The organism is Arthrobacter sp. E1SS-5, from assembly GCF_057073715.1.
Window position 1 is genome coordinate 3580884 of sequence record NZ_CP172703.1, and the last position, 20073, is coordinate 3600956.

Genomic DNA, 20073 nt, shown 5'->3' on the forward strand with positions numbered 1-20073 from the left:
GTGCCCGGATGGCGTTGCGTTCAGCTGATGCCTGCTCATGGGGCCACTCTGCCCCCGCCGCAAAGCAGAGGTAAGGGAGCCCATCCCCTATGTGGACAATCCGGCTCCGGGCGCTCCACGGACAGGGCACAATGGGAGCATGTACCTGCTGCTCGCCGCCCACCCCCGCGGCGCGGCCCTCCAGGAACTGACCCAGGCCGGCCAGGCCCAGCCGGCCAACCCCGAACCGCAAGTGGTGGCACTCGGCGACCTTGCCGCCGTCGTCCGCGAACTCGAAGCCAGCCGCCCCGGCGGCCTGCCGCCCCGTTGGATCTGGCACCGGACCCAGGACTGGTACCCGCAATTGCTCGCGTCCGGCGTGGAGGTGGAGCGCTGCTATGACATCACTCTCTGCGGCAATATCCTGGCCTTTTCCCAGTTCAGCGCCCACACGGAGTACGCCAGGACCACCGACCGAACCCCGGTGGAGGATCCCGTGCTTCCGCCGAAGACGCTGCTGCCGCTCCGTCCCCCCGCAGACCAAGGTGCGCTGTTCGATGATCCCGCGCCCGGACCGCCGCCGGGCGTTGCCATTGAAGATCTCCGGGCCGAATACGCTGCCCAGCAGGCCGCGCTGGCGGAGGTGGGCACGGAGGACAGCCGCCGGAAGCGCCTTCAGCTGCTGCTTGCGGCCGAGTCTGCTGCCGCCATGGTGGCTGCCGAGATGCAGCATGCGGGCGTTCCCTGGCGGGAGGACCTGCACGAGCAGATCCTGGTCAGCCATCTCGGCCCTCGCCCGCCGGCCGGGCAGCGGCCGCAAAAACTTGAAGCGCTGGCGGCGGAACTGCGTTCCCTGCTCCGGGCGCCCGGGCTCAACCCGGATTCTCCGCAGGACCTGATGCGGGCCCTCCACCGCAACGGGATCGAAGTGAAAAGCACGCGAAAGTGGGAGCTCAGGGAGTACGGCCATCCGGCCATCGAGCCGCTGCTGGAGTACAAGAAGCTTTCCCGCCTGCACACGGCCAACGGGTGGTCCTGGCTGGACGCCTGGGTGGACGGCGGCCGCTTCCGTCCCGAGTATGTAGTGGGCGGCGTGGTGTCGGGGCGTTGGGCCTCCCGGGGCGGCGGCGCGCTGCAGATCCCGCGCCAGGTCCGCGGCGCCGTGCACGCCGATCCAGGCCACAAGCTGATCGTTGCGGACGCATCGCAGCTGGAACCGCGCGTCCTGGTGGCCCTTGCCCAGGATGCCATCATGGCGGAGGCCGCACGCGACCAGGACCTCTATGCCGGCATCGCCGCCAAGGGTTTCGGCGGCGACCGGGCCAAAGCAAAAGTAGCGTTGCTGGGCGCCATGTACGGGGCCACCTCCGGTGAAGCAGGCCGGCTGATGCCGCAGCTGGCGCGCACCTATCCGCGCGCCGTGGATTTCGTGGAGAAGGCAGCAAGGGCGGGCGAGGCCGGCGGGACGGTGACCACGCGCCTGGGCCGCAGCAGCCCGCCGCCGTCGGAACGGTGGTTCCTGAGCCAGCGCTCAGCAACGGCGGAGGAGCAGCGCCGGGCGGAGTCCATCGCCCGGAGCCGGGGCCGCTTCACCAGGAACTTCGTGGTCCAGGGGTCGGCAGCGGATTGGGCGGCGTGCTGGCTGGCGGAATTACGACGGCGGCTGCGCACCTTGCGGACGGCGGGCACGGGCGGCGGTGGCGGGATGGTCCGGGCTGAGCTGGTCTTCTTCCTGCACGATGAGGTGATGGTGCATGCGCCTGCGGACGGCGTGGACGCCTGCATCAGGGCGATCGAGGAATCGGCCAGGGCTGCGAAGGAGCTGTTGTTCGGTCCTGTCCCCGTCGAGTTTCCGGTCAGCCTCGCCGTTGTTGACTCCTATGACCTGGCGAAATAACCGCCGCGCAAAGGCCGTCAGCGCCTAAGTTCGAGACGCAAGGTAATCTACCCGGCGGTAGCTATGCGGGTCCGGTGATGGACGTTACAGTCGTAGCGGCGACTGAAGCAGATCGGTCCGCACGCTGATGCAATGACGCATACCAGGGAGGTCCCCGTCCATGGCGGGAAGATTTGAAATCCACCGTGCAGGCGACGAGTCGTACCGGTTGCGGCTCACCGACGCCGAAGGGAATGTGGTTGCGGTGTCGCCAACCTTCAGGTCCCTCAGCCTGCTCCGTGACGGTATCAATGCCATGCGCGAGAACGCCGCCACCGGAATCGTGGTGGACTTGCGCCAGCAGGCCTGAAAATCAGACCCCCATGGGATGCAGCCGGTTCCGGTCCCAGGGAACCGACCAGCCGAGCTGGTCGAAGAGTCCGCTCAAGACAATCCCGGTGAAGCCCCACACCACCACGCCGTTTACGGTGAAGGCAGGACTGTCAAAGGTGCGGCCTGCCCGGTGCACGGTGGCCATCACCCGGTTGTCCGGATCCAGGAGGTCGCGGACCGGGATGCGGAAAACCTGCGCGGATTCGGCGTAGTCCACCACCCGGACCGGCGAGGGGGCATGCCACCATCCGAGCACAGGCGTCACCAGGAAGTTGCTGTGGGCCAGGCCCAGGTCCTGGAGCGTGCCCATGACCTCAACCCCGCCCGAGTCCAGTCCGGTCTCCTCCTCGGCTTCGCGGAGCGCCGCTGCTACCGGGGTTTCTCCCCTGTCGATGCCGCCGCCGGGGAACGCAACCTGCCCCGGATGTGATCCCAGTGTGTGGGCGCGCTCCAGGAGCAAAACGTCGAGGTCGGCCGGCGCCAGCGGCTTGCCGGACTCGGCCGGGACGTCGTCAAGGACGCCGAAAAGCATCAGGACAGCGGCCCTGCGGGCACGTGCGGCGTCCACCGTGAGTGCGGCCCAGCGGGGATCGGGCGGCCCGGCCGTTCCGGTTTCCGCCCTTCTGATCAGCTCGGCCAGGTCTTCGCGTGCGCTCACGGGGTCCTCGTCTGCGACGCCATCCGGATCTCGGCGGCCCGGTGCTGCTCTGCGAGGTACTGCTCCAGCAGTGCCTCGCTGCCGGGTGCAAGTTCATATTTCAGGAGCTTGGCCGCTTTGTCGGGATCAGTCTCGCCCAGCCCGTAACTGGGGCACCAGTTGGCAACGGGGCAGGCACCGCAGGCGGGCTTACGGGCGTGGCACACGCGGCGGCCATGGAAGATGACCCGATGGGACAGCATGGTCCAATCCTTGCGCTCGAACAGTTGGGCCACGTCCTGTTCAATCTGCACTGGGTCCTCGGACTGGGTCCACCCAAACCGCTTGGCCAGGCGGGCGAAGTGCGTGTCAACGGAGATCCCCGGAACGCCAAATGCGTTGGCGAGCACCACGTTGGCCGTCTTCCGCCCCACCCCCGGCAGCGTGACCAGGTCCTCCATCCGGCCCGGGACCTCGCCGTCAAAGTCGTCCACCAGGCGGGTACACAGGGCAAGGACGTTCCTTGCCTTTGCGCGGAAGAACCCGGTGGGTTTGAGGATGGCTTCAAGGTCCGTTGGGTCCGCCTCGGCCAGCGAACGCGCGTTGGGGTAGCGCGTGAACAGGACCTTGGTGACCTGGTTGACCGTCACATCGGTGGTCTGGGCGGACAGGACGGTGGCCACGAGCAGTTCGAAAGGGTTACGGAAATCCAGCTCCGCATGCGCGTAGGGGTATTTCTCGGCCAACGCCCGGTGGATGCGGCGCGCCCGCCGTTTCAGCACCAGGACGGATTCGGACGAGACCACCGGCATTCCGGCGGCCTGGCCCGCTTTGGTGCGCACCCCGGCCACCGGCGTCAGCCGCGCTCGATGTTGCTGAGGTCGCGCAGGACGCCCAGCCGCCCGTCCGTGTGCTGGACCAGGAACTCGTGGCCGCGGTCCTCAAGCGCAAGGACCCAGCCTCCGGGTTCGATCACGAAGGCGGGGGCGCCGGTCCGGGGATCGAAGGCCGTGCGGTGCTGGGCGACGGCGAACCAGAAGGCCTCGTGGATGGGCTGCCCGTCTGTTTCGTCATGGCGGCTGGCCGGGTCCACCGTGGCCCCGATGGGCTGCTCGGAGCGGACCTGCTGGTGGACGGCCGTGGCGGCCGGCGGTTCCCAGGCTGCCTGTGGTGCATGCGCGGCGGGGACCTCCCCGTGCTGGGTCTCCTCTGCAGCCGGCGTAGAGGCAGGACGGACGACGTCGGCTGCCTGGGTGGGCGGGCCGGCATCCACTTCAGGGGTCCGGTCGGAAACTTCGGGGGCGGTGGATACGGGCGTGGACCCGCCCATACCTGCAGGACCAGGGCCTGCAGCGCCGGCGGGTGCGGCTCCGGTTGGCACGGCGCCGGCAGCTGCCGGGCCGGAAGCTGTGGCACCGGAAGCAGGAGTGGAAGCTGGGGCGGCACTGCTCGCGCCGGCTCCGGCAGCGGCGGCTCCTCCTGCGGTGGCCACAGGGACCGCAGCGGTGGCCGGCATGTGATTTGACCGGACAGGCTCTGGGCTGGAGGACCCCGGCTGGACGGAAGACCCGGGCTGCACAGAGGACCCGGGCTGGACAGCGGAGGAGCCTGCACCCGCACCGCCGAAGATGCCGGCACCCTTGGGGCCGCCCTTGGACTGGTTGGGACCGCCTTCCGGCTTGGGTGCTTTGGGGGCGCGCGGTTTACGCACCGGGACCGCGGCTTCGCGTGCCACCAGGTGTGCCGGTGCCTCTGGCCGGTCCTTGAAGTCGCCGGCGAGGTAGGGCAGGAAGCGGCCCAGCACCGTGGCGGCGAAGAGGACCAGCGAACCGATCAGGCCCACCAGCAGGCTGGTCACGTAGCCACCCGCGACCGACAGGAAGAAGAAGGCAACCCCGAAGGAGGCCACCACGGACGCGAACTGGTCAATCGAGAGCGAACCCACCCGGATTTTGGTGGCAGGGGCCAGGCGGCGGGCAGCGAAGAGGGCACTGGTGATCAGCGGCAGGATGATGCCCAATCCCAGGAAGAACAGATTGTTCAGGTTCCACAGGTTGTACCGCGTGCCGAAGAGGGGCAGCAGGGACGCAACAAACAGGATGAGCGTGCCTGCAAAGACGGCGAGATCGCGCACGGTGAACGGGCCGAGCACCGCCTGGTTGGCGTTCGGATCAAGCTTTCCGGCGCCGGCCTTTTGTCCTGCAGACTGTCCCTTGGCGCCGGCGACGGCAGCTGGCTGCCCCGGTCTCCCGGCCGAGGTTCCGGAGCCTCCTGGCCCCGCCCCGGTGTCCGGGCCCGTTCGCTGGCCGAAGCTCTGCTGGTTCATTCTGCTCTCCTTAGCGTGGCGGCACCGGGTCCTCTGGGGACCCGAAAACAGTGCCGTCTTGACATGCGTTCCCGCCCCGGCGCAGCGCCATCAGCACCTTGCCGGAGTGGTCCGAAGTGAAGTCACAATTCCATCTCAGCCTAGTCAACAGCCAAGCTGATCACTAGCTGACCCAGGCCTTTGGCGCTGCCTTCCAGATAACGCAGGCACCACTCACCGCTTAAAAAATGCCGCTCATGGTGGCATCTGTGACGCGGCGCACAGGGGATGCGCGGCAAGCATTAGGCTTGGTTTCGGAACAGCTCTTTGCGGTATGCCCGTCCCGGCTGGAGCCCAGCGCCGTGCAGGCGGCGGGCTCTTCGGTGACGGCATCCCGCGCGGCAAAGATCGATGAATGATGAGGTTCACATGTCCCAGGACACTCCCAGCTCCACGGCCACCGTTCCGTCCGCTTCCGCCCAGCCGGCAGGCCAGCAGGGCCACCAGGGCGATGCCTTCGCGAACCTGCTGCATGAAACACGCGCCTTCCCGCCCAGCCCGGAGTTCGCGGCCAACGCCGTGGTCTCCGCAGCAGAGTACGACGACGCCAATGCCGACCGGCCTGCCTTCTGGGCCAAGAAGGCACGGGAGCTGCTGAGCTGGAGCAAGGACTTCACCCAGGCCCTGGACTGGTCCGATCCGCCGTTCGCCAAGTGGTTCGTTGGCGGTGAGCTCAACGCCGCCTACAACGCCCTGGACCGGCATGTTGAGGCCGGCAACGGGGACCGGGTTGCCATCTACTTCGAGGGCGAACCCGGTGACACCCGGACCTACACGTACGCACAGCTGACCGAGGAAGTGAAAAAGGCAGCCAACGCCTTCGAATCCCTGGGCGTGGCCAAGGGCGACCGGGTGGCAGTGTACCTGCCCATGATCCCGGAGGCCGTCATTACGCTGTTGGCCTGCGCCCGTATCGGCGCCGTGCACTCGGTGGTGTTCGGCGGCTTCTCCGCCGAAGCCCTGCGCTCCCGCATCGACGACGCGGAGGCCAAGCTCGTGGTCACCGCGGACGGCACCTACCGCCGCGGGAAGCCGAGCCCCCTCAAGGCCGCCGTCGACGACGCCCTGTCCCACGACGGCCACACAGTGCAGAACGTGGTGGTGGTCAAGCGCAACGGCCAGGACGTTGACTGGAAGGAAGGCCGGGACCACTGGTGGGCCGACACCGTGGAGACGGCATCCACCGAGCACACCGCCGTGGGCCATGACTCCGAGCACCCGCTGTACATCCTTTACACCTCCGGCACCACCGGAAAGCCCAAGGGCATCCTGCACACCACCGGCGGCTACCTCACCCAAACCGCCTACACCCACAAGGCGGTCTTCGACCTGCACCCCGAGACGGACGTGTACTGGTGCACGGCCGACGTCGGCTGGGTCACCGGCCACTCCTACGTCGCCTACGCGCCGCTCATCAACGGCGCCACCCAGGTGATGTACGAAGGCACCCCGGACTCCCCGCACCAGGGCCGCTGGTGGGAAATCGTGGAAAAGTACAAGGTCTCCATCCTCTACACCGCACCTACCGCCATCCGAACCTTCATGAAGTGGGGCTCGGAGATCCCGGCCAAGTACGATCTCTCCTCCCTCCGCGTGCTGGGTTCGGTGGGTGAACCCATCAACCCCGAAGCGTGGATGTGGTACCGCAAGGTCATCGGCGGCGACAAGGCCCCCATCGTGGACACCTGGTGGCAGACCGAAACGGGCGCCCAGATGATCGCCCCGCTGCCCGGCGTCACGGCCACCAAGCCCGGCTCGGCGCAGGTGCCGCTGCCCGGCATCGCTGTGGACGTCGTGGACGAAATGGGCGAGTCGGTCCCCAACGGGCACGGCGGCTTCCTGGTGATCCGCGAACCGTGGCCCTCCATGCTCCGCGGCATCTGGGGTGACCCGGAGCGGTTCAAGGACACCTACTGGTCCCGCTTCGAGAACATGTACTTCGCCGGGGACGGCGCCAAAAAGGACGAGGACGGCGACATCTGGCTGCTCGGGCGCGTCGATGACGTCATGAACGTCTCCGGGCACCGGCTCTCCACCACGGAGATCGAATCAGCCCTGGTAAGCCACCCCGCCGTGGCGGAGGCCGCCGTCGTGGGCGCCACGGACGAAACCACCGGCCAGGCCGTCGTCGCGTTCGTCATCCTCCGCGCCGATGCCGCGAACAACGGCGACGCCACCGTCCAGGAACTGCGCAACCATGTGGGCAAGGAAATCGGACCCATCGCCAAGCCAAAGAACATCCTGGTGGTGCCCGAATTGCCCAAGACGCGGTCCGGCAAGATCATGCGCCGCCTCCTCAAGGACGTCGCCGAAGGCCGTGACCCGGGGGATGCCACCACCCTCTCCGACCCGTCCATCATGCAGGAGATCGCCCAGTCGCTCAGAAAGTAACACAGGCTTAGCACCTGTTACGGCGCCCCGGAATGGCCCCGTTTTCCCTGTCATTACAGGGAAAACGGGGCCATTCCCCTGTTGTGACGATTCAATCGGCACCGACACCCAAAATGTTATTTACCGTTCTTCCATGTTCTGTTTTGCGAGGTTATAGTCAGACCTAATGTGAGGTGCCTCACATGCGGCTAGTACTCAAGGGAGAGACCATGGCTTCACAGTTTGATGCGTCGGCAACTGCCTTCCCCAGCAGGCGGACCATCCTCAAGACCGTCGGCGTTGGCGCAGTGGGCCTGGCCGGCATCCCGTTCCTCGCAGCCTGCACCGGCGGAAGCGCGCCGTCCGGCACAGGTTCCGACTCTTCCGGCCTCACCTTCGGTTCAGGTTCCTCCGACGACGTCCCCAAGCGGGCGTACCAGGCGGTCACCGATGCCTTCACGGCCAAGACCGGCAAAAAGGTCACCACCAACGTGGTGCCCCACAATGACTTCCAGAACAGGATCAATTCCTACCTGCAGGGCTCTCCCGACGATGCGTTTACCTGGTTCGCCGGCTACCGGATGCAGTACTACGCGGGCAAGGGCCTCCTGGCTCCCATTGACGATGTCTGGCAGACCATTGGCGGCAACTACTCCGATGCGCTGAAGAAGGCATCCACGGGGCCGGACGGCAAGATGTACTTCGTACCCAACTACAACTACCCATGGGGCTTCTTCTACCGGAAGAGCCTGTGGGCGGAGAAGGGGTACCAGGTGCCGGCAACCTTTGATGCCCTCAAGGCCCTGGCAACCAAGATGCAGGCAGACGGCATCATTCCCATCGGCTTTGCCGACAAGGACGGCTGGCCCGCCATGGGCACCTTCGACTACATCAACATGCGGCTCAACGGCTACCAGTTCCACGTGGACCTTTGCGCCCACAAGGAATCCTGGGACCAGCAGAAGGTCACTTCCGTCTTCGACACCTGGAAGGCACTCCTGCCCTTCCAGGATCCCGCCGCCCTGGGCCAAACCTGGCAGGACGCGGCAAAGGCCCTGGAAGCCAAGAAAACGGGCATGTACCTGCTGGGCTCCTTCGTCACGCAGCAGTTCACGGACCCGGCGGTGCTGGCAGACATCGAATTCTTCCCCTTCCCGGAGATCGCCATGGAAGGCAGGGACGCCGTCGAAGCCCCCATCGACGGCCTGCTGCTGTCCAAAAAAGGCGGGGACAACAAGGCAGCCCGCGACTTCATGTCGTTCATGGGCACGCCGGAGGCCCAGGACGCCTACGCCAAGGTTGATAACTCGAACATCGCCACCGCCAAGGGTACGGACACCTCGAAGTTCACGCCGCTGAACAAGACCTGTGCGGACACCATCGCCAATGCGAAACACATCAGCCAGTTCTTCGACCGGGATGCGTTGCCGGCCATGGCCAACAACGTGATGATCCCGGCGCTGCAGAGCTTCATCAAGGACGGCAGCGTGGACGTCAAGAACCTTGAGGCCCAGGCCAAGAACCTCTACGCAGCGCAGTAGCCCCACAAATGGACGGACGACGGCGGCACGGGGCTCCCGCCGTCGTCCATCCTCCTGCATTCAACAGCAAGGAAAGACAGCCATGAGCAGCACCGCACGAGAACTGATTCCGCCGGAGGCGCGGGAGCCGGCCGCACCTGTGCGCCGGGCCAAAGGCGGGCGTGTCCGACGCCTGTCCAGGCGGGACAAAGTGGTCCTGTCCCTGATGGTGGGCATCCCCACGCTGATTGAACTGGCGATGGTCTGGCTGCCCATGCTGATGTCGGTAGGGCTGAGCTTCACCCGGTGGAACGGCCTGGACCTGGCGGATATCCGCCCGGCGGGCACGGCAAACTACCAGTTCATCGCCCAGGACTACCCGCCGTTCTGGCCGGCGGTCCAGCACAACATGCTCTGGCTGCTGTTCCTGGCCCTCATCGCCACCCCGCTGGGATTGCTGCTGGCGGTGCTGCTGGACCAGAACATCCGCGGAAGCAGGATCTACCAGAGCATCTTCTTCGCACCCGTCATGCTGTCGCTCGCCCTGATCGGCATTATCTGGCAGCTCTTCTACCAGCGGGACAACGGCCTCCTCAACTTCCTCCTGGGGACGGCGGGCACGCCGCAGGCTGTTGACTGGTTCGGCGACTCGTCGGTCAATATCTGGGCGGCCATGATTGCGGCCACCTGGCGCCATGCCGGGTACGTCATGCTGCTCTATTTGGCAGGCTTGAAGGGCGTGGACCCCAGCTTGAAGGAGGCCGCGGCCATCGACGGCGCCTCCGCCGTGCAGACCTTTTTCCGGGTGGTATTCCCGGCCATGCGGCCCATCAACATCGTGATCGTGGTCATCACCATCATTGAGTCCCTCCGCGCCTTCGACGTTGTCTACGTGATCAACCGCGGCACCAACGGCCTGGAAATGCTCAGCGCCCTGGTGATCCAGAACCTCGTGGGTGAAGGCCAGGTGATCGGCGTTGGCTCCGCCCTCGCTGTGGTGCTGCTGGTCATTTCGCTCGTCCCCATTGTCTTCTACCTCAGCCGCACGTTTGGCAAGGAGAACCAAGCATGAGCATCGCCGAAGCCCGCGAACACAGGGCCTCCCCAGGAACCACCGACCGGTCCGGAAGCCGCCCCAAGCGGCATTACGGGACCCATATCTTCCTGCTGGTGATGGCCGCCGTGTGGCTGGTTCCCTTGGGCTGGTCGGTCTTCACCGCGCTCCGCCCGGTGGCGTCCACCAACGAGCACGGCTACTTCAGCGTTGCCGGGGACTTCAACTTCGACAACTTCGTCCAGGCCTGGACCCAGGGAGGTTTTGCCACCTACTTCTGGAATTCAGTCCTCATCACGGTGCCTGCGGTCCTGCTGACCCTGTTCCTCGCCTCCCTCATGGCCTTCGCCGTGAGCCGGGTCAACTGGAAGTTCAACATCACCCTGCTCATCATGTTCACCGCGGGAAACCTGCTGCCCCCGCAGGTCCTCGCGGCGCCCCTCTTCGAGATGGCCAAGCACTTCCAGGTGCCCTACTCCTTCAGCGATTCAGGCAACATGCTCAACACCTACATCATCGTCATCGCGGTGGACACGGCGTTCCAGATGGGGTTCTGCACCTTCGTACTCTCGAATTACATGAAGGCCCTCTCCGCCGACCTGACCGAGGCCGCCCTGGTGGACGGCGCGGGCATCTGGCGGCAGTACCGGGAGATCATCCTGCCGCTGTGCCGCCCGGCGTTCGCCGCCCTGGGCACCCTGGAAGTCATCTTCATCTACAACGACTACTTCTGGCCCCTCCTGTTCATCCAGAGCGGCAACCGGCTCCCCATCACCACTGCCATCAACAACCTGCAGGGGCAGTTCCTGAACAACTACAACCTCCTGGCGGCGGGCGCGGTGATCACCGTGATTCCCACGCTGGTCATCTACCTGCTCCTCCAGCGGCAATTTGTTGCGGGGCTGACTCTCGGTTCCAGTAAGGGGTAGGCAAAGATGGAACATGAAGCGGAAACCGCTCCCTTAGCCGCCCGAAAGGAACTCCATGCTCCCCGCAGCACGCCACCAGGCCATCGTGGACGCCGTCCAGCGGGAAAGGGTTGTCCGCGTATCTGACCTCGCCCAGCAACTGGGCGTCTCGCTCATGACCGTCCGGCGGGACATCGAACTGCTGGAGGAAAGCGGCAAGCTGGAGCGGATCCACGGCGGAGCCAAGCTTCCGGGCGACGCCAGCACCCACGAGCCCGGCTTCGAACAGAAGTCCACCCAGTTGACGGCGGAGAAGCGTGCCATTGCGGTTGAAGCTGCGGCGCTTGTCCACGAAGGCATGGCTGTCGGGCTCAGCGCAGGGACCACCACGTGGGCACTCGCCAAGGAACTGGTGGACGGGCCGCCCATCACCGTGGTGACCAACTCCGTGCGCATCGCCGATCTGTTCCACCACGCCGCCACCACAGGGCCGGCCCGCTACAGCCCCACGGTGATCCTGATCGGAGGGCAGCGCACGCCCTCGGACGCCCTGGTGGGACCCATCGCCACCAGCGCGCTGAAGCAGCTTCACCTGGACCTGCTGTTCCTCGGCGTCCACGGCATGGACTCGGTGGCCGGCTTCACCACACCCAACCTCCTGGAGGCCGAAACGGACCGGGCCTTTGTGGCCGCAGCCCGGAAGACCGTAGTGCTGGCTGACCACACCAAGTGGGGTGTACTGGGCATCAGCTCGATTGCCTCACTGGACGATGTGGACGAGGTCATCAGCGATCCCGGCCTGGGTTCGGAAGCCCAGCGGGTCCTGCAGGACCGGGTGGGCCGGCTTCGGCTCGCCGCAGCCTAGGGACAGCCAGCCTAGGGACAGCCGCAGGACTGCCTGATGTGCAGCTTTGTGGGGAAGATGCGGTGCCGCGGTTTTTCGCCGCGGCTGGCTCCCACCAGCGCGGCTACCGCGGCTTCCGCCATGGCGGCCACGGGCTGTTCGACGGTTGTCAGCGGCGGCCACGAGTATTCGGAGTCCGCGGAGCCGTCAAAGGACGCCACCGCGATGTCGCCGGGAACTGACAGCCCCGCTTCGTGGATGGCGCGCAGGAGCCCAATGCCCTGCATGTCCGACGTCGCAAAGATCGCCGTTGGCCGGTTCACCGACGCCAGCAGCCGCTGTCCGGCGACGTAGCCTCCGGGCCGGGTAAAGGCGCTGTAGGAGATGGGTCCCTCAGGCAGGCCCGCCTCCTGCAGGGCCTCGCGCCAGCCCACTTCGCGGCCGTCAGTGGAGCCGGAGACGTTGGTACCCATCGCCAGGCCGATATTGGTGTGGCCATGGCCAATGAGGTGTTCCACCGCAATCCGGGCACCGGCCGCCAGGTCCACACCGATGCTGTTGAAGCCCGGCGCATCGCGTTCCTGGTTCAGCAGCACCGACGGAATATCTGCCGTTTCCAGGGCTTCCAGGTCCGGTTCGAACAGGACGCTGGCCAGCAGCACCCCGTCTACCTGCCGCGCAGCGAGGTTACGGACGTTCCGCCGTTCCTTGGCAAGGTTCCCGTCCGAGTTGCTCAGCACCAGGGCGTAGCCAAGGGCAGCGGCTGCATCCTCCACGGCATGGGAGAACAGCGAGAAAAACGGATTGGAAATGTCCGGGACGATCAGGCCCAGCGTCTCGCTTGAACCCAGCTTGAGCGCCCGGGCGGCTGCGTTGGGCCGGTAGCCCAGGACGCGGATGGCGTCCTGGACTTTGGCTTCGGTGGCCGGGGCCACCTTCTTGGGACCGCCGTTGACCACGTAGCTCACGACGGCGGTGCTGACGCCCGCAAAGCGGGCAACATCCTTGCGCGTCACCGGCCCGCGCGGGGCCGGCACAGCCGAAGTGGTCATGGAGTACATGCTAGCTACCAGTTGGCCGGGGCGTCGCCGAAGTCACGGATGGGCAGCCGCGCGCCGTTCTGCCGGGCCGATTCGTGGGCCACGATCCCGGGGAGGGTGAAGCGGGCAGCAACCCAGGCATTGACCGGCGGCAGCGTGCGGTTGTTCACGGCTGTGACGAAGTCGTCCACCAGGAAGTGGTGGCTGCCTTCGTGTCCGTTGGGGGCACCGAGGAACTCCGCGGGCAGCCGTTCGGCGTCATGGACCGGGGAGAGGCCCGAGACAAAGGCGTCGCGGAGCTCCGGGGCGACGTTGGCCAGCGACGGGTCGTCCAGGGGAATGCTGGGGCGGGTCTCCATCTGCTCCGAGATGTCATGGACGTTCTGCTTGTCCTGCCAGACTGTGACCCTGGCGAGCTGCTCGAAGCTTGCCTCGGTGCCAAAGAAGCGGAACCGGGATTCACGGATGTGCGAGGGGTAGCCCACGCGGCGCATTTCGTTGGTGCGCATGGCGCCGCCGTCGTTCAGCTCGAAAAGCGCCGTGGCATTTGAAAAGTCGTTGCCGAACATACTGATGTCCTTGTCGAACACTCCGTCGTTCCGCTGGTCCCTGACTCCGATACAGCTCACGCTGACGGCATGCGACGGGATGGCGCCGAGCACTCCCCCGATCGCATGCGTGGGGTAGAGCATGGGCGGGTAGCTGGCAGTCTCCTTCCAGCGCTCGCCGCCGCTGTACTGGTATGCGTCGTAGAAACCCAGGTCCATGTCATGGACGTAGTCGCCTTCGGAGTAGAAAATGCGCCCGAACTTGCCGGCAGCGTGCTGTTCCCGGGCGTAGACCGTGGCCGGGTTGTAGTAGCTGGTCTCCCCCATCATGTAGACCAGGCCGGTGTCCCGGACGGCGTCAATGATGCGGGCGATTTCCTCCTCGGACACCGCCATGGGAACGGCCGAGTAGACGTGCTTGCCGGCGCGGAGGGCCCTTTCCACCAACGGGCCGTGGGTCCAGCGCTGGGTAAAGATCGCCACGGCGTCGACGTCGGAGGCGAGCAGGGCGTCGAAGTCCGCTTCCTGCCCCGCCAGGTGGTACCGGTCTACGGCCTCGGCCGCCCGTTCGGCGCGCTCGTCCACCACGTAGACGGCCTTCACGCCCGGGTGCAGATTAAAAAGGTGTGCGAACTGGGAGCCGAACTGGCCTGCGCCCACGATACCGATGGAGAACGTCATTGTTTGTGCCTTCCGTGAGGGGATACCTGAGTTTTGCATTCGTATCTACTCGAGTCAACATCCAATAAATGGAAATAAATCTTGCACGTGAAACAAAAAATAAGCTCTTGCCACCCTCCCATCTACTCGTGTAGATTCCTTTCCAGCCTGTTACCTCCATCACACTCAGGAAAGGGTCGACGATGACCACCCTTACCAGGAACGCCAGTCCGGTTCGGCACTCCGTGCCCCGGGCGGTGAAGCGCCGGGGACGCAGCGACCTGAAGACCGCACTGTTCTTCATCGCACCGGCCATGATCGGATTTATCGTTTTCTACCTGGTGCCCACGCTCCGGGGCATCTACCTCAGCTTCACCGAGTACAGCATCCTCGGGGATCCAACGTGGATCGGAACGGCCAACTACGAGGCCATCGGCAAGGACCCCCTGTTCTGGAACGCCCTGGCCGTTACCACGCAGTACGTGGTGATCAACATTGTCCTGCAGACCGCGTTGGCCCTGGGCCTGGCTCTCCTGATGCATCGGGTGGCCAAGTCAACCCTCATCCGCGGCGCCCTCCTCCTGCCGTACCTGATGGCCAACGTGATCGCTGCGCTCCTGTGGTTCTGGCTCCTGGACTACCAGATCGGCATCGTCAACTACTTCATCGACGCTATTGGCCTGCCCAAGGTGGCATTCTTCGGCAGCGAGGAATGGGCCATTCCCACCCAGGCCCTGATCAACACCTGGCGGCACATGGGCTACACCGCGCTCCTGATCTTTGCGGGCCTGCAGGCGATCCCCAGCCATGTCTACGAGGTTGCCAACCTGGACGGCGCCTCCCCCTGGCAGACCTTCCGGAAGATCACCATGCCGCTGCTGCGCCCGGTACTGGCCCTGGTCCTGATCGTCACCGTCATCGGTTCCTTCCAGGTGTTCGACACCGTGGCCGTCACCACCCAGGGCGGGCCGGTCAATGCCAGCCGGGTGCTGCAGTTCTACATCTACCAAAAGGCCTTCACGGAATCGGACTTCGGTTATGGCTCCGCCCTGGCCGTCATCCTCTTCGTCATCCTCGCCCTGGTGGCCTTCATCCAGATGAAGTTCCTCAAGGGCAACGAATCGGACCTGGACTAAGGACGCCCCCATGACCACCGCAAAAGTTTCCGCCCCTGCCCGGCCCGCCACCCGCCGTCGTCCGTTCAGCTGGCGCCGCACGGCCGCCTGGATCCTCGTCGCCCTCGCAGTCGCCGTCTCAGTGCTCCCGTTCTACTGGATTCTCCGGACGGCACTGTCCACCAACGGGTCGCTGGCCGGCAACGCCACCAACCTGCTTCCCGCGGACTTCAACCTGGGCGCCTTCCAGCGCGTGTTTGGCCTGCAGTCCCCCGAAGATGCCGTGGCCCAGGGCGGCTCCGGAGCGCAAATCGATTTCTGGAGCTACCTGCGCAACTCCGTGCTCTTTGCCTCCATCACCACCATCGGGGCCGTGTTCTTCAGCGCCATGGCGGCCTACGCCTTTGCCCGGCTGCGCTGGCGGGGTCGGAACGTGGTGTTCAGCCTGTTCCTGGCCACCATGATGGTGCCGCCGATCTTCACCGCGCTGCCCAACTTCCTCCTCATCAAGAACCTGGGCCTGCTCAACACCATGGTGGGCCTGGTCCTCCCCTACATCTTCATGACCCCGTTCGCCATCTTCTTCCTCCGGCAGTTCTTCCTCAACATGTCCCGTGAGGTGGAGGAGGCGGCAATGCTCGACGGCGCCAAGCACCTCCGGATTTTCTTCCAGATCATCCTCCCCAACGCCGCCGCCCCCATCGCCACGCTGGCCCTGCTCACCTTCATCGGCCAGTGGAACGAGTACTTCTGGCCGCTGCTGGTGGGCCAGGACGAATCCGTCCGCGTCCTCACCGTGGGCCTGGGCGTCTTCAAGTCCCAATCCCCGCAGGGCGCTCCCGACTGGTCCGGGCTGATGGCAGCCACCCTGGTTTCGGCCCTGCCCGTCCTGATCCTGTTCGCGGCCTTCGGCAAGAAAATCGTCAACTCCATCGGTTTCTCCGGCATCAAATAACCCTCACTCCAACCACCCCCTCCACAATTCCCCCGGCCGCTCCCGCGGCGCCCGGCCATGGCGGCCTGCCCGGAAGCACCTTGAAAGGACCCTCCCATGAAAAAGAAAGCACTCACCTCCCTGGCTGCAGCGGCTGCCGCAGTCCTGGCCCTGTCCGCCTGCGGTGGCGGCAGCTCCGCCGACGCCGGCAAGGGTGAAATCAACTACTGGCTCTGGGACGCCAACCAGCTCCCCGCGTACAAGCAGTGCGCGGACGACTTCCACAAGGCCAACCCGGACATCACCGTCAAGGTCACCCAGCGCGGATGGGACGACTACTGGGGCACCCTCACCAACGGCTTCGTGGCCGGCACCGCGCCGGACGTGTTCACCGACCACCTGGGCAAGTACCCGGAATTCATCAAGAACAAGCAGCTGCTCCCGCTGGACGATGCCGTCAAGAAGGACAACATCGACACCAGCGTCTACAACTCCGGGCTCGCCGACCTTTGGGTGGGACAGGACGGCAAACGCTACGGGTTGCCGAAGGACTGGGACACCATCGCCCTGTTCTACAACACCAAGCTCGCAGCAGACGCAGGCGTGACTCCCGAACAGATGGCAAACCTCACCTGGAACCCCCAGGACGGCGGCACGTACGAAAAGACCATTGCCCACCTGACCGTGGACAAGAACGGCAAGCGCGGCGACGAGCCGGGCTTCGACAAGAACAACGTGGCCGTCTACGGGCTGGGCCTCAACGGGTCCGGCTCCGGGCAGGGCCAGACCGAATGGAGCTACCTCACCGGTACCACCGGCTGGACGCACACCGACAAGAATCCGTGGGGCAAGCACTACAACTATGACGACCCCAAGTTCCAGGAAAGCATCGACTGGTTCGCTGGCCTGGTGGACAAGGGGTACATGCCCAAACTCGAAACCACGGTGGGCGCCAGCATGGCGGACACCTTTGCCGCCGGCAAGTCCGTCATCAACGCCAACGGTTCGTGGATGATCGGCCAGTACACCGGCTACAAGGACGTCAAGGTGGGCATCGCCCCCACCCCCACCGGTGCTAACGGCAAGCGCGCCAGCATGTACAACGGCCTGGCGGACTCCATCTACGCCGGCACCAAGAAGAAGGACGCCGCCATCAAGTGGGTCGAGTACCTGGGCTCTGCCGCCTGCCAGGACGTGGTGGCAGCCAAGGCCGTGGTGTTCCCGGCCATCAAGACCTCCGCCGACAAAGCCGTGGAGGCCTTCAAGGCCAAGGGCGTGGACGTGACCCCGTTCAGCCAGCAGGTCAAGGACGGCACCACCTTCCTCTACCCGATTGCTGACAATGCAGCCAAGGTTGACGGCATCATGAAGCCCGCCATGGACGCGGTTGTGTCAGGCAAGGCCAAGGCCAGCTCGCTGACCCAGGCCAACGACCAGGTCAACGCCTTGTTCAAGTAACCCCTCCCTCGTGGCTGCGTATGTGGTCGCAGCCACCCGGCCGGTGCCGCCGTCCCCTCCTCGCGACGGCGGCACCCGGCCACCCCTTCCCCTCAATTTCGTCTTGTGCGTAACTTAAGGCGCACGCCCTGAACTCTGAAAGAGACCGCCATGGACCCCCTGCATCTCCGTTCCGCCGGCACCAGCCTGCTGATCAGCTTCGACAGCGGAGAGGCCGAGGTGATCCATTGGGGCGCCGACCTTGGCACGGAACTGCCGGACCTGGCGGTCCTGGCAGGACCGGTGGGGCATTCCTCCATCGATGCGCGGGTCCCCGCAAGCCTGCTCCCCCAGGCTTCGTCGTCCTGGCGGGGCCGGCCGGCCCTGCGTGGCCACCGGATCAGTGACGGCGCCGCTGGCCTTGACTTCTCCTCCCGCCTCCGCGTCACATCGGTCAGTCATGAAGGGACCTCGGCCACCATCGAGCAGGCCGATGACGAGACCGGCATCAGCGTTTCGACGTTCCTCACGCTGCACCCCGGCGGCCTGCTGGAACTGAGGCACACCCTCACCAACAACGGCACCACCCCCTTCCAGGTGGACGAACTGGCAACCGTCCTGCCCGTGGCGCCTGACGCCGTCGAACTCCTGGACCTGACGGGACGCTGGTGCCGGGAACGCCACCCGCAGCGGCGGCCCATCCAGCAGGGCACCTGGGTCCGGACCGGCCGCCATGGCCGCACCGGGCACGATTCCTCCCTGTTGTTCACTGCCGGCACCCGAAGCTTCGGAAACCGGCACGGCAAGGTTTGGGCGACGCACCTTGCCTGGAGCGGCAACCACGAACAGTTTGCGGACACCATCGGCGACGGCAGGACCATGATCGGCGGATCGGAACTCCTGGGTCCTGCCGAGGTCATCCTGGAACCGGGCGGCAGCTACACCACGCCCGCCCTGTTCGCCGCCTACTCGGACCGGGGCCTGGACGGCATCACGGAAGCCTTCTACAGCTGGTTCCGGTCCCGGCCACACCATGTGCTGCCCGCCGCCGCCACCGGCCTGCCGGTCGGAAAACCCCGCCCGGTGGTGCTCAACACCTGGGAAGCGGTCTACTTCGACCACAACCTGGACACCCTGATCGAGCTGGCTGACTCCGCTGCGGACCTTGGCGTGGAGCGCTTCGTGCTCGACGACGGCTGGTTCCGCGGCCGCCGCGACGACCATGCCGGGCTGGGCGACTGGTATGTGGATGAGACCGTCTGGCCGGAAGGCCTTACCCCACTGATCGACGCCGTCACCTCCCGCGGGATGGAATTCGGCCTGTGGGTGGAACCGGAGATGGTCAACCTGGACTCCGACATTGCACGGGCACATCCGGACTGGATTTCGGGCCCCTCCGCCGTGGCGCACAAGGACGGGGGCCGGCTGCCCCTCGAGTGGCGCAACCAGCACGTCATCGACCTCGTGAACCCGGAGGCGTGGCAGTACGTCTTCGACCGGATCTCAGCACTCCTTGCCGGCAACAACATCAGCTACCTGAAGTGGGACCAGAACCGGGACCTCGTTGAACAGGGCCACGCCGGCCGCCCTTCGGTCCACGAACAAACCCTCGCCGCCTACCGGCTGTTCGACGAGCTCCGCAAGGCGCACCCCGGCGTCGAAATTGAAAGTTGTTCCTCCGGCGGCGCCCGGGTGGACCTGGGCATCCTGGCACGGACGGACCGGATCTGGGCGTCCGACTGCAACGACGCGCTGGAGCGGCAGACCATCCAGCGCTGGACGGAGGCCGTGGTTCCGCCGGAACTCGTGGGCAGCCACATCGGCCCCACCACCTCGCATACCACCGCCCGCACCCACGACCTTTCCTTCCGTGGCATCACCGCGCTGTTTGGCCACTTCGGGATGGAATGGGACGTACGCAGCGTGCAGGGCAGGGAGCGCGAGGAGCTGCGGCGCATCGTGGGCCTGTACAAGGAGCACCGGAACCTGATCCACAGCGGCCGCCCCGTCCATGCGGACGTTGCGGACGACGCCTTCCTGCTGCACGGCGTCGTGGCGGACGGGCTCGCTGCGGCAAGCACGACGGCGGCCTTGTTCGCCCTGGTCAGCACGCGCACTTCAGCGGCCGAGCAGCCGGGACGGATCGGCATCCCGGGGCTTGAGGATGGGCGCAGCTACCGCGTGGAGGTGGTCTTCCCCACGGCGGACGACGCCGACTACCGCCACACGTTCACCCAGGTCCAGCCGCCGGCGTGGCTGGCTGAGGGGGCGGTGGCCACCGGCAGGTTCCTTGCGGAAGTGGGCCTGCCGATGCCAATCCTGAACCCCGAGCACGCCCTGCTGCTGAAGGTGACAGCCCTCTAAACCACCATCGACTGCTGAGTACTTGTCGT

At 65.8% G+C, this 20073-nt stretch carries 16 protein-coding genes; 11 read left to right on the top strand and 5 right to left on the bottom strand.

Features of this window, described 5'->3' with window-relative positions:
- The first annotated feature begins 139 nt into the window (after positions 1-139).
- On the top strand, positions 140-1876 hold the full coding sequence (locus ACIGJD_RS16750; RefSeq protein WP_483687150.1) for a bifunctional 3'-5' exonuclease/DNA polymerase: 1737 nt from the start codon (positions 140-142) through the stop codon (positions 1874-1876).
- Positions 1877-2036: 160 nt separating this feature from the next.
- Positions 2037-2225 carry a YegP family protein gene (locus tag ACIGJD_RS16755; protein ID WP_142132665.1) on the top strand — a complete coding sequence of 63 codons (189 nt, stop codon included), beginning with the start codon at positions 2037-2039 and terminating at the stop codon, positions 2223-2225.
- Positions 2226-2228: 3 nt separating this feature from the next.
- On the opposite strand, the gene ACIGJD_RS16760 is transcribed toward ACIGJD_RS16755, so the two are convergent.
- The 3 genes from ACIGJD_RS16760 to ACIGJD_RS16770 are packed head-to-tail and all read right to left on the bottom strand — an operon-like array spanning position 2229 to position 5211.
- Positions 2229-2906: an NUDIX hydrolase gene (locus ACIGJD_RS16760; RefSeq protein WP_483687151.1), complete on the bottom strand. Its 678-nt coding sequence runs from the start codon at positions 2904-2906 to the stop codon at positions 2229-2231.
- Positions 2903-3697: an endonuclease III gene (nth, locus tag ACIGJD_RS16765; protein WP_483689526.1), complete on the bottom strand. Its 795-nt coding sequence runs from the start codon at positions 3695-3697 to the stop codon at positions 2903-2905. The genes ACIGJD_RS16760 and nth overlap by 4 nt, the downstream gene beginning before the upstream one ends.
- A 44-nt stretch (positions 3698-3741) precedes the next feature.
- Positions 3742-5211: a hypothetical protein gene (locus tag ACIGJD_RS16770; protein WP_483687152.1), complete on the bottom strand. Its 1470-nt coding sequence runs from the start codon at positions 5209-5211 to the stop codon at positions 3742-3744.
- A gap of 408 nt (positions 5212-5619) precedes the next feature.
- Here ACIGJD_RS16770 and acs point away from each other — a divergent pair, with 408 nt between their 5' ends.
- The 5 genes from acs to ACIGJD_RS16795 all read left to right on the top strand — a co-directional run bounded on the left by acs (position 5620) and on the right by ACIGJD_RS16795 (position 11967).
- Entirely contained in the window at positions 5620-7641 is a 2022-nt protein-coding gene (gene acs / locus ACIGJD_RS16775; RefSeq protein WP_483689527.1) for an acetate--CoA ligase, read from the top strand.
- Positions 7642-7850: 209 nt separating this feature from the next.
- On the top strand, positions 7851-9161 hold the full coding sequence (locus ACIGJD_RS16780; RefSeq protein ID WP_483687153.1) for an ABC transporter substrate-binding protein: 1311 nt from the start codon (positions 7851-7853) through the stop codon (positions 9159-9161).
- 82 nt (positions 9162-9243) lie between these two features.
- Positions 9244-10212 (top strand): carbohydrate ABC transporter permease, encoded by a 969-nt coding sequence (locus ACIGJD_RS16785; protein ID WP_483687154.1) that lies wholly within the window; start codon positions 9244-9246, stop codon positions 10210-10212.
- On the top strand, positions 10209-11123 hold the full coding sequence (locus ACIGJD_RS16790; RefSeq protein ID WP_483687155.1) for a carbohydrate ABC transporter permease: 915 nt from the start codon (positions 10209-10211) through the stop codon (positions 11121-11123). The genes ACIGJD_RS16785 and ACIGJD_RS16790 overlap by 4 nt, the downstream gene beginning before the upstream one ends.
- 55 nt (positions 11124-11178) lie before the next feature.
- On the top strand, positions 11179-11967 hold the full coding sequence (locus ACIGJD_RS16795; RefSeq protein ID WP_483687156.1) for a DeoR/GlpR family DNA-binding transcription regulator: 789 nt from the start codon (positions 11179-11181) through the stop codon (positions 11965-11967).
- Positions 11968-11978: 11 nt separating this feature from the next.
- Here the strand turns inward: ACIGJD_RS16795 and ACIGJD_RS16800 are convergent, their stop codons facing one another.
- Together ACIGJD_RS16800 and ACIGJD_RS16805 are read right to left on the bottom strand one after the other, a co-directional pair.
- Positions 11979-13007, bottom strand: coding sequence for a LacI family DNA-binding transcriptional regulator (locus ACIGJD_RS16800; protein ID WP_442858275.1), 1029 nt, complete (start codon positions 13005-13007; stop codon positions 11979-11981).
- Positions 13008-13012: 5 nt separating this feature from the next.
- On the bottom strand, positions 13013-14215 hold the full coding sequence (locus ACIGJD_RS16805) for a Gfo/Idh/MocA family protein (RefSeq protein ID WP_483687157.1): 1203 nt from the start codon (positions 14213-14215) through the stop codon (positions 13013-13015).
- A gap of 182 nt (positions 14216-14397) precedes the next feature.
- On the opposite strand from ACIGJD_RS16805, the gene ACIGJD_RS16810 reads away from it, so the two are divergent.
- The 4 genes from ACIGJD_RS16810 to ACIGJD_RS16825 all read left to right on the top strand — a co-directional run bounded on the left by ACIGJD_RS16810 (position 14398) and on the right by ACIGJD_RS16825 (position 20044).
- Positions 14398-15330 (top strand): carbohydrate ABC transporter permease, encoded by a 933-nt coding sequence (locus ACIGJD_RS16810; RefSeq protein WP_483687158.1) that lies wholly within the window; start codon positions 14398-14400, stop codon positions 15328-15330.
- A gap of 10 nt (positions 15331-15340) precedes the next feature.
- Positions 15341-16264 carry a carbohydrate ABC transporter permease gene (locus ACIGJD_RS16815; protein WP_483687159.1) on the top strand — a complete coding sequence of 308 codons (924 nt, stop codon included), beginning with the start codon at positions 15341-15343 and terminating at the stop codon, positions 16262-16264.
- 96 nt (positions 16265-16360) lie between these two features.
- Positions 16361-17701, top strand: a complete 1341-nt coding sequence (locus ACIGJD_RS16820) for an ABC transporter substrate-binding protein (protein ID WP_483687160.1) — start codon at positions 16361-16363, stop codon at positions 17699-17701.
- A gap of 150 nt (positions 17702-17851) precedes the next feature.
- Positions 17852-20044, top strand: coding sequence for an alpha-galactosidase (locus ACIGJD_RS16825; protein ID WP_483687161.1), 2193 nt, complete (start codon positions 17852-17854; stop codon positions 20042-20044).
- The last annotated feature ends 29 nt before the right edge of the window (positions 20045-20073 follow it).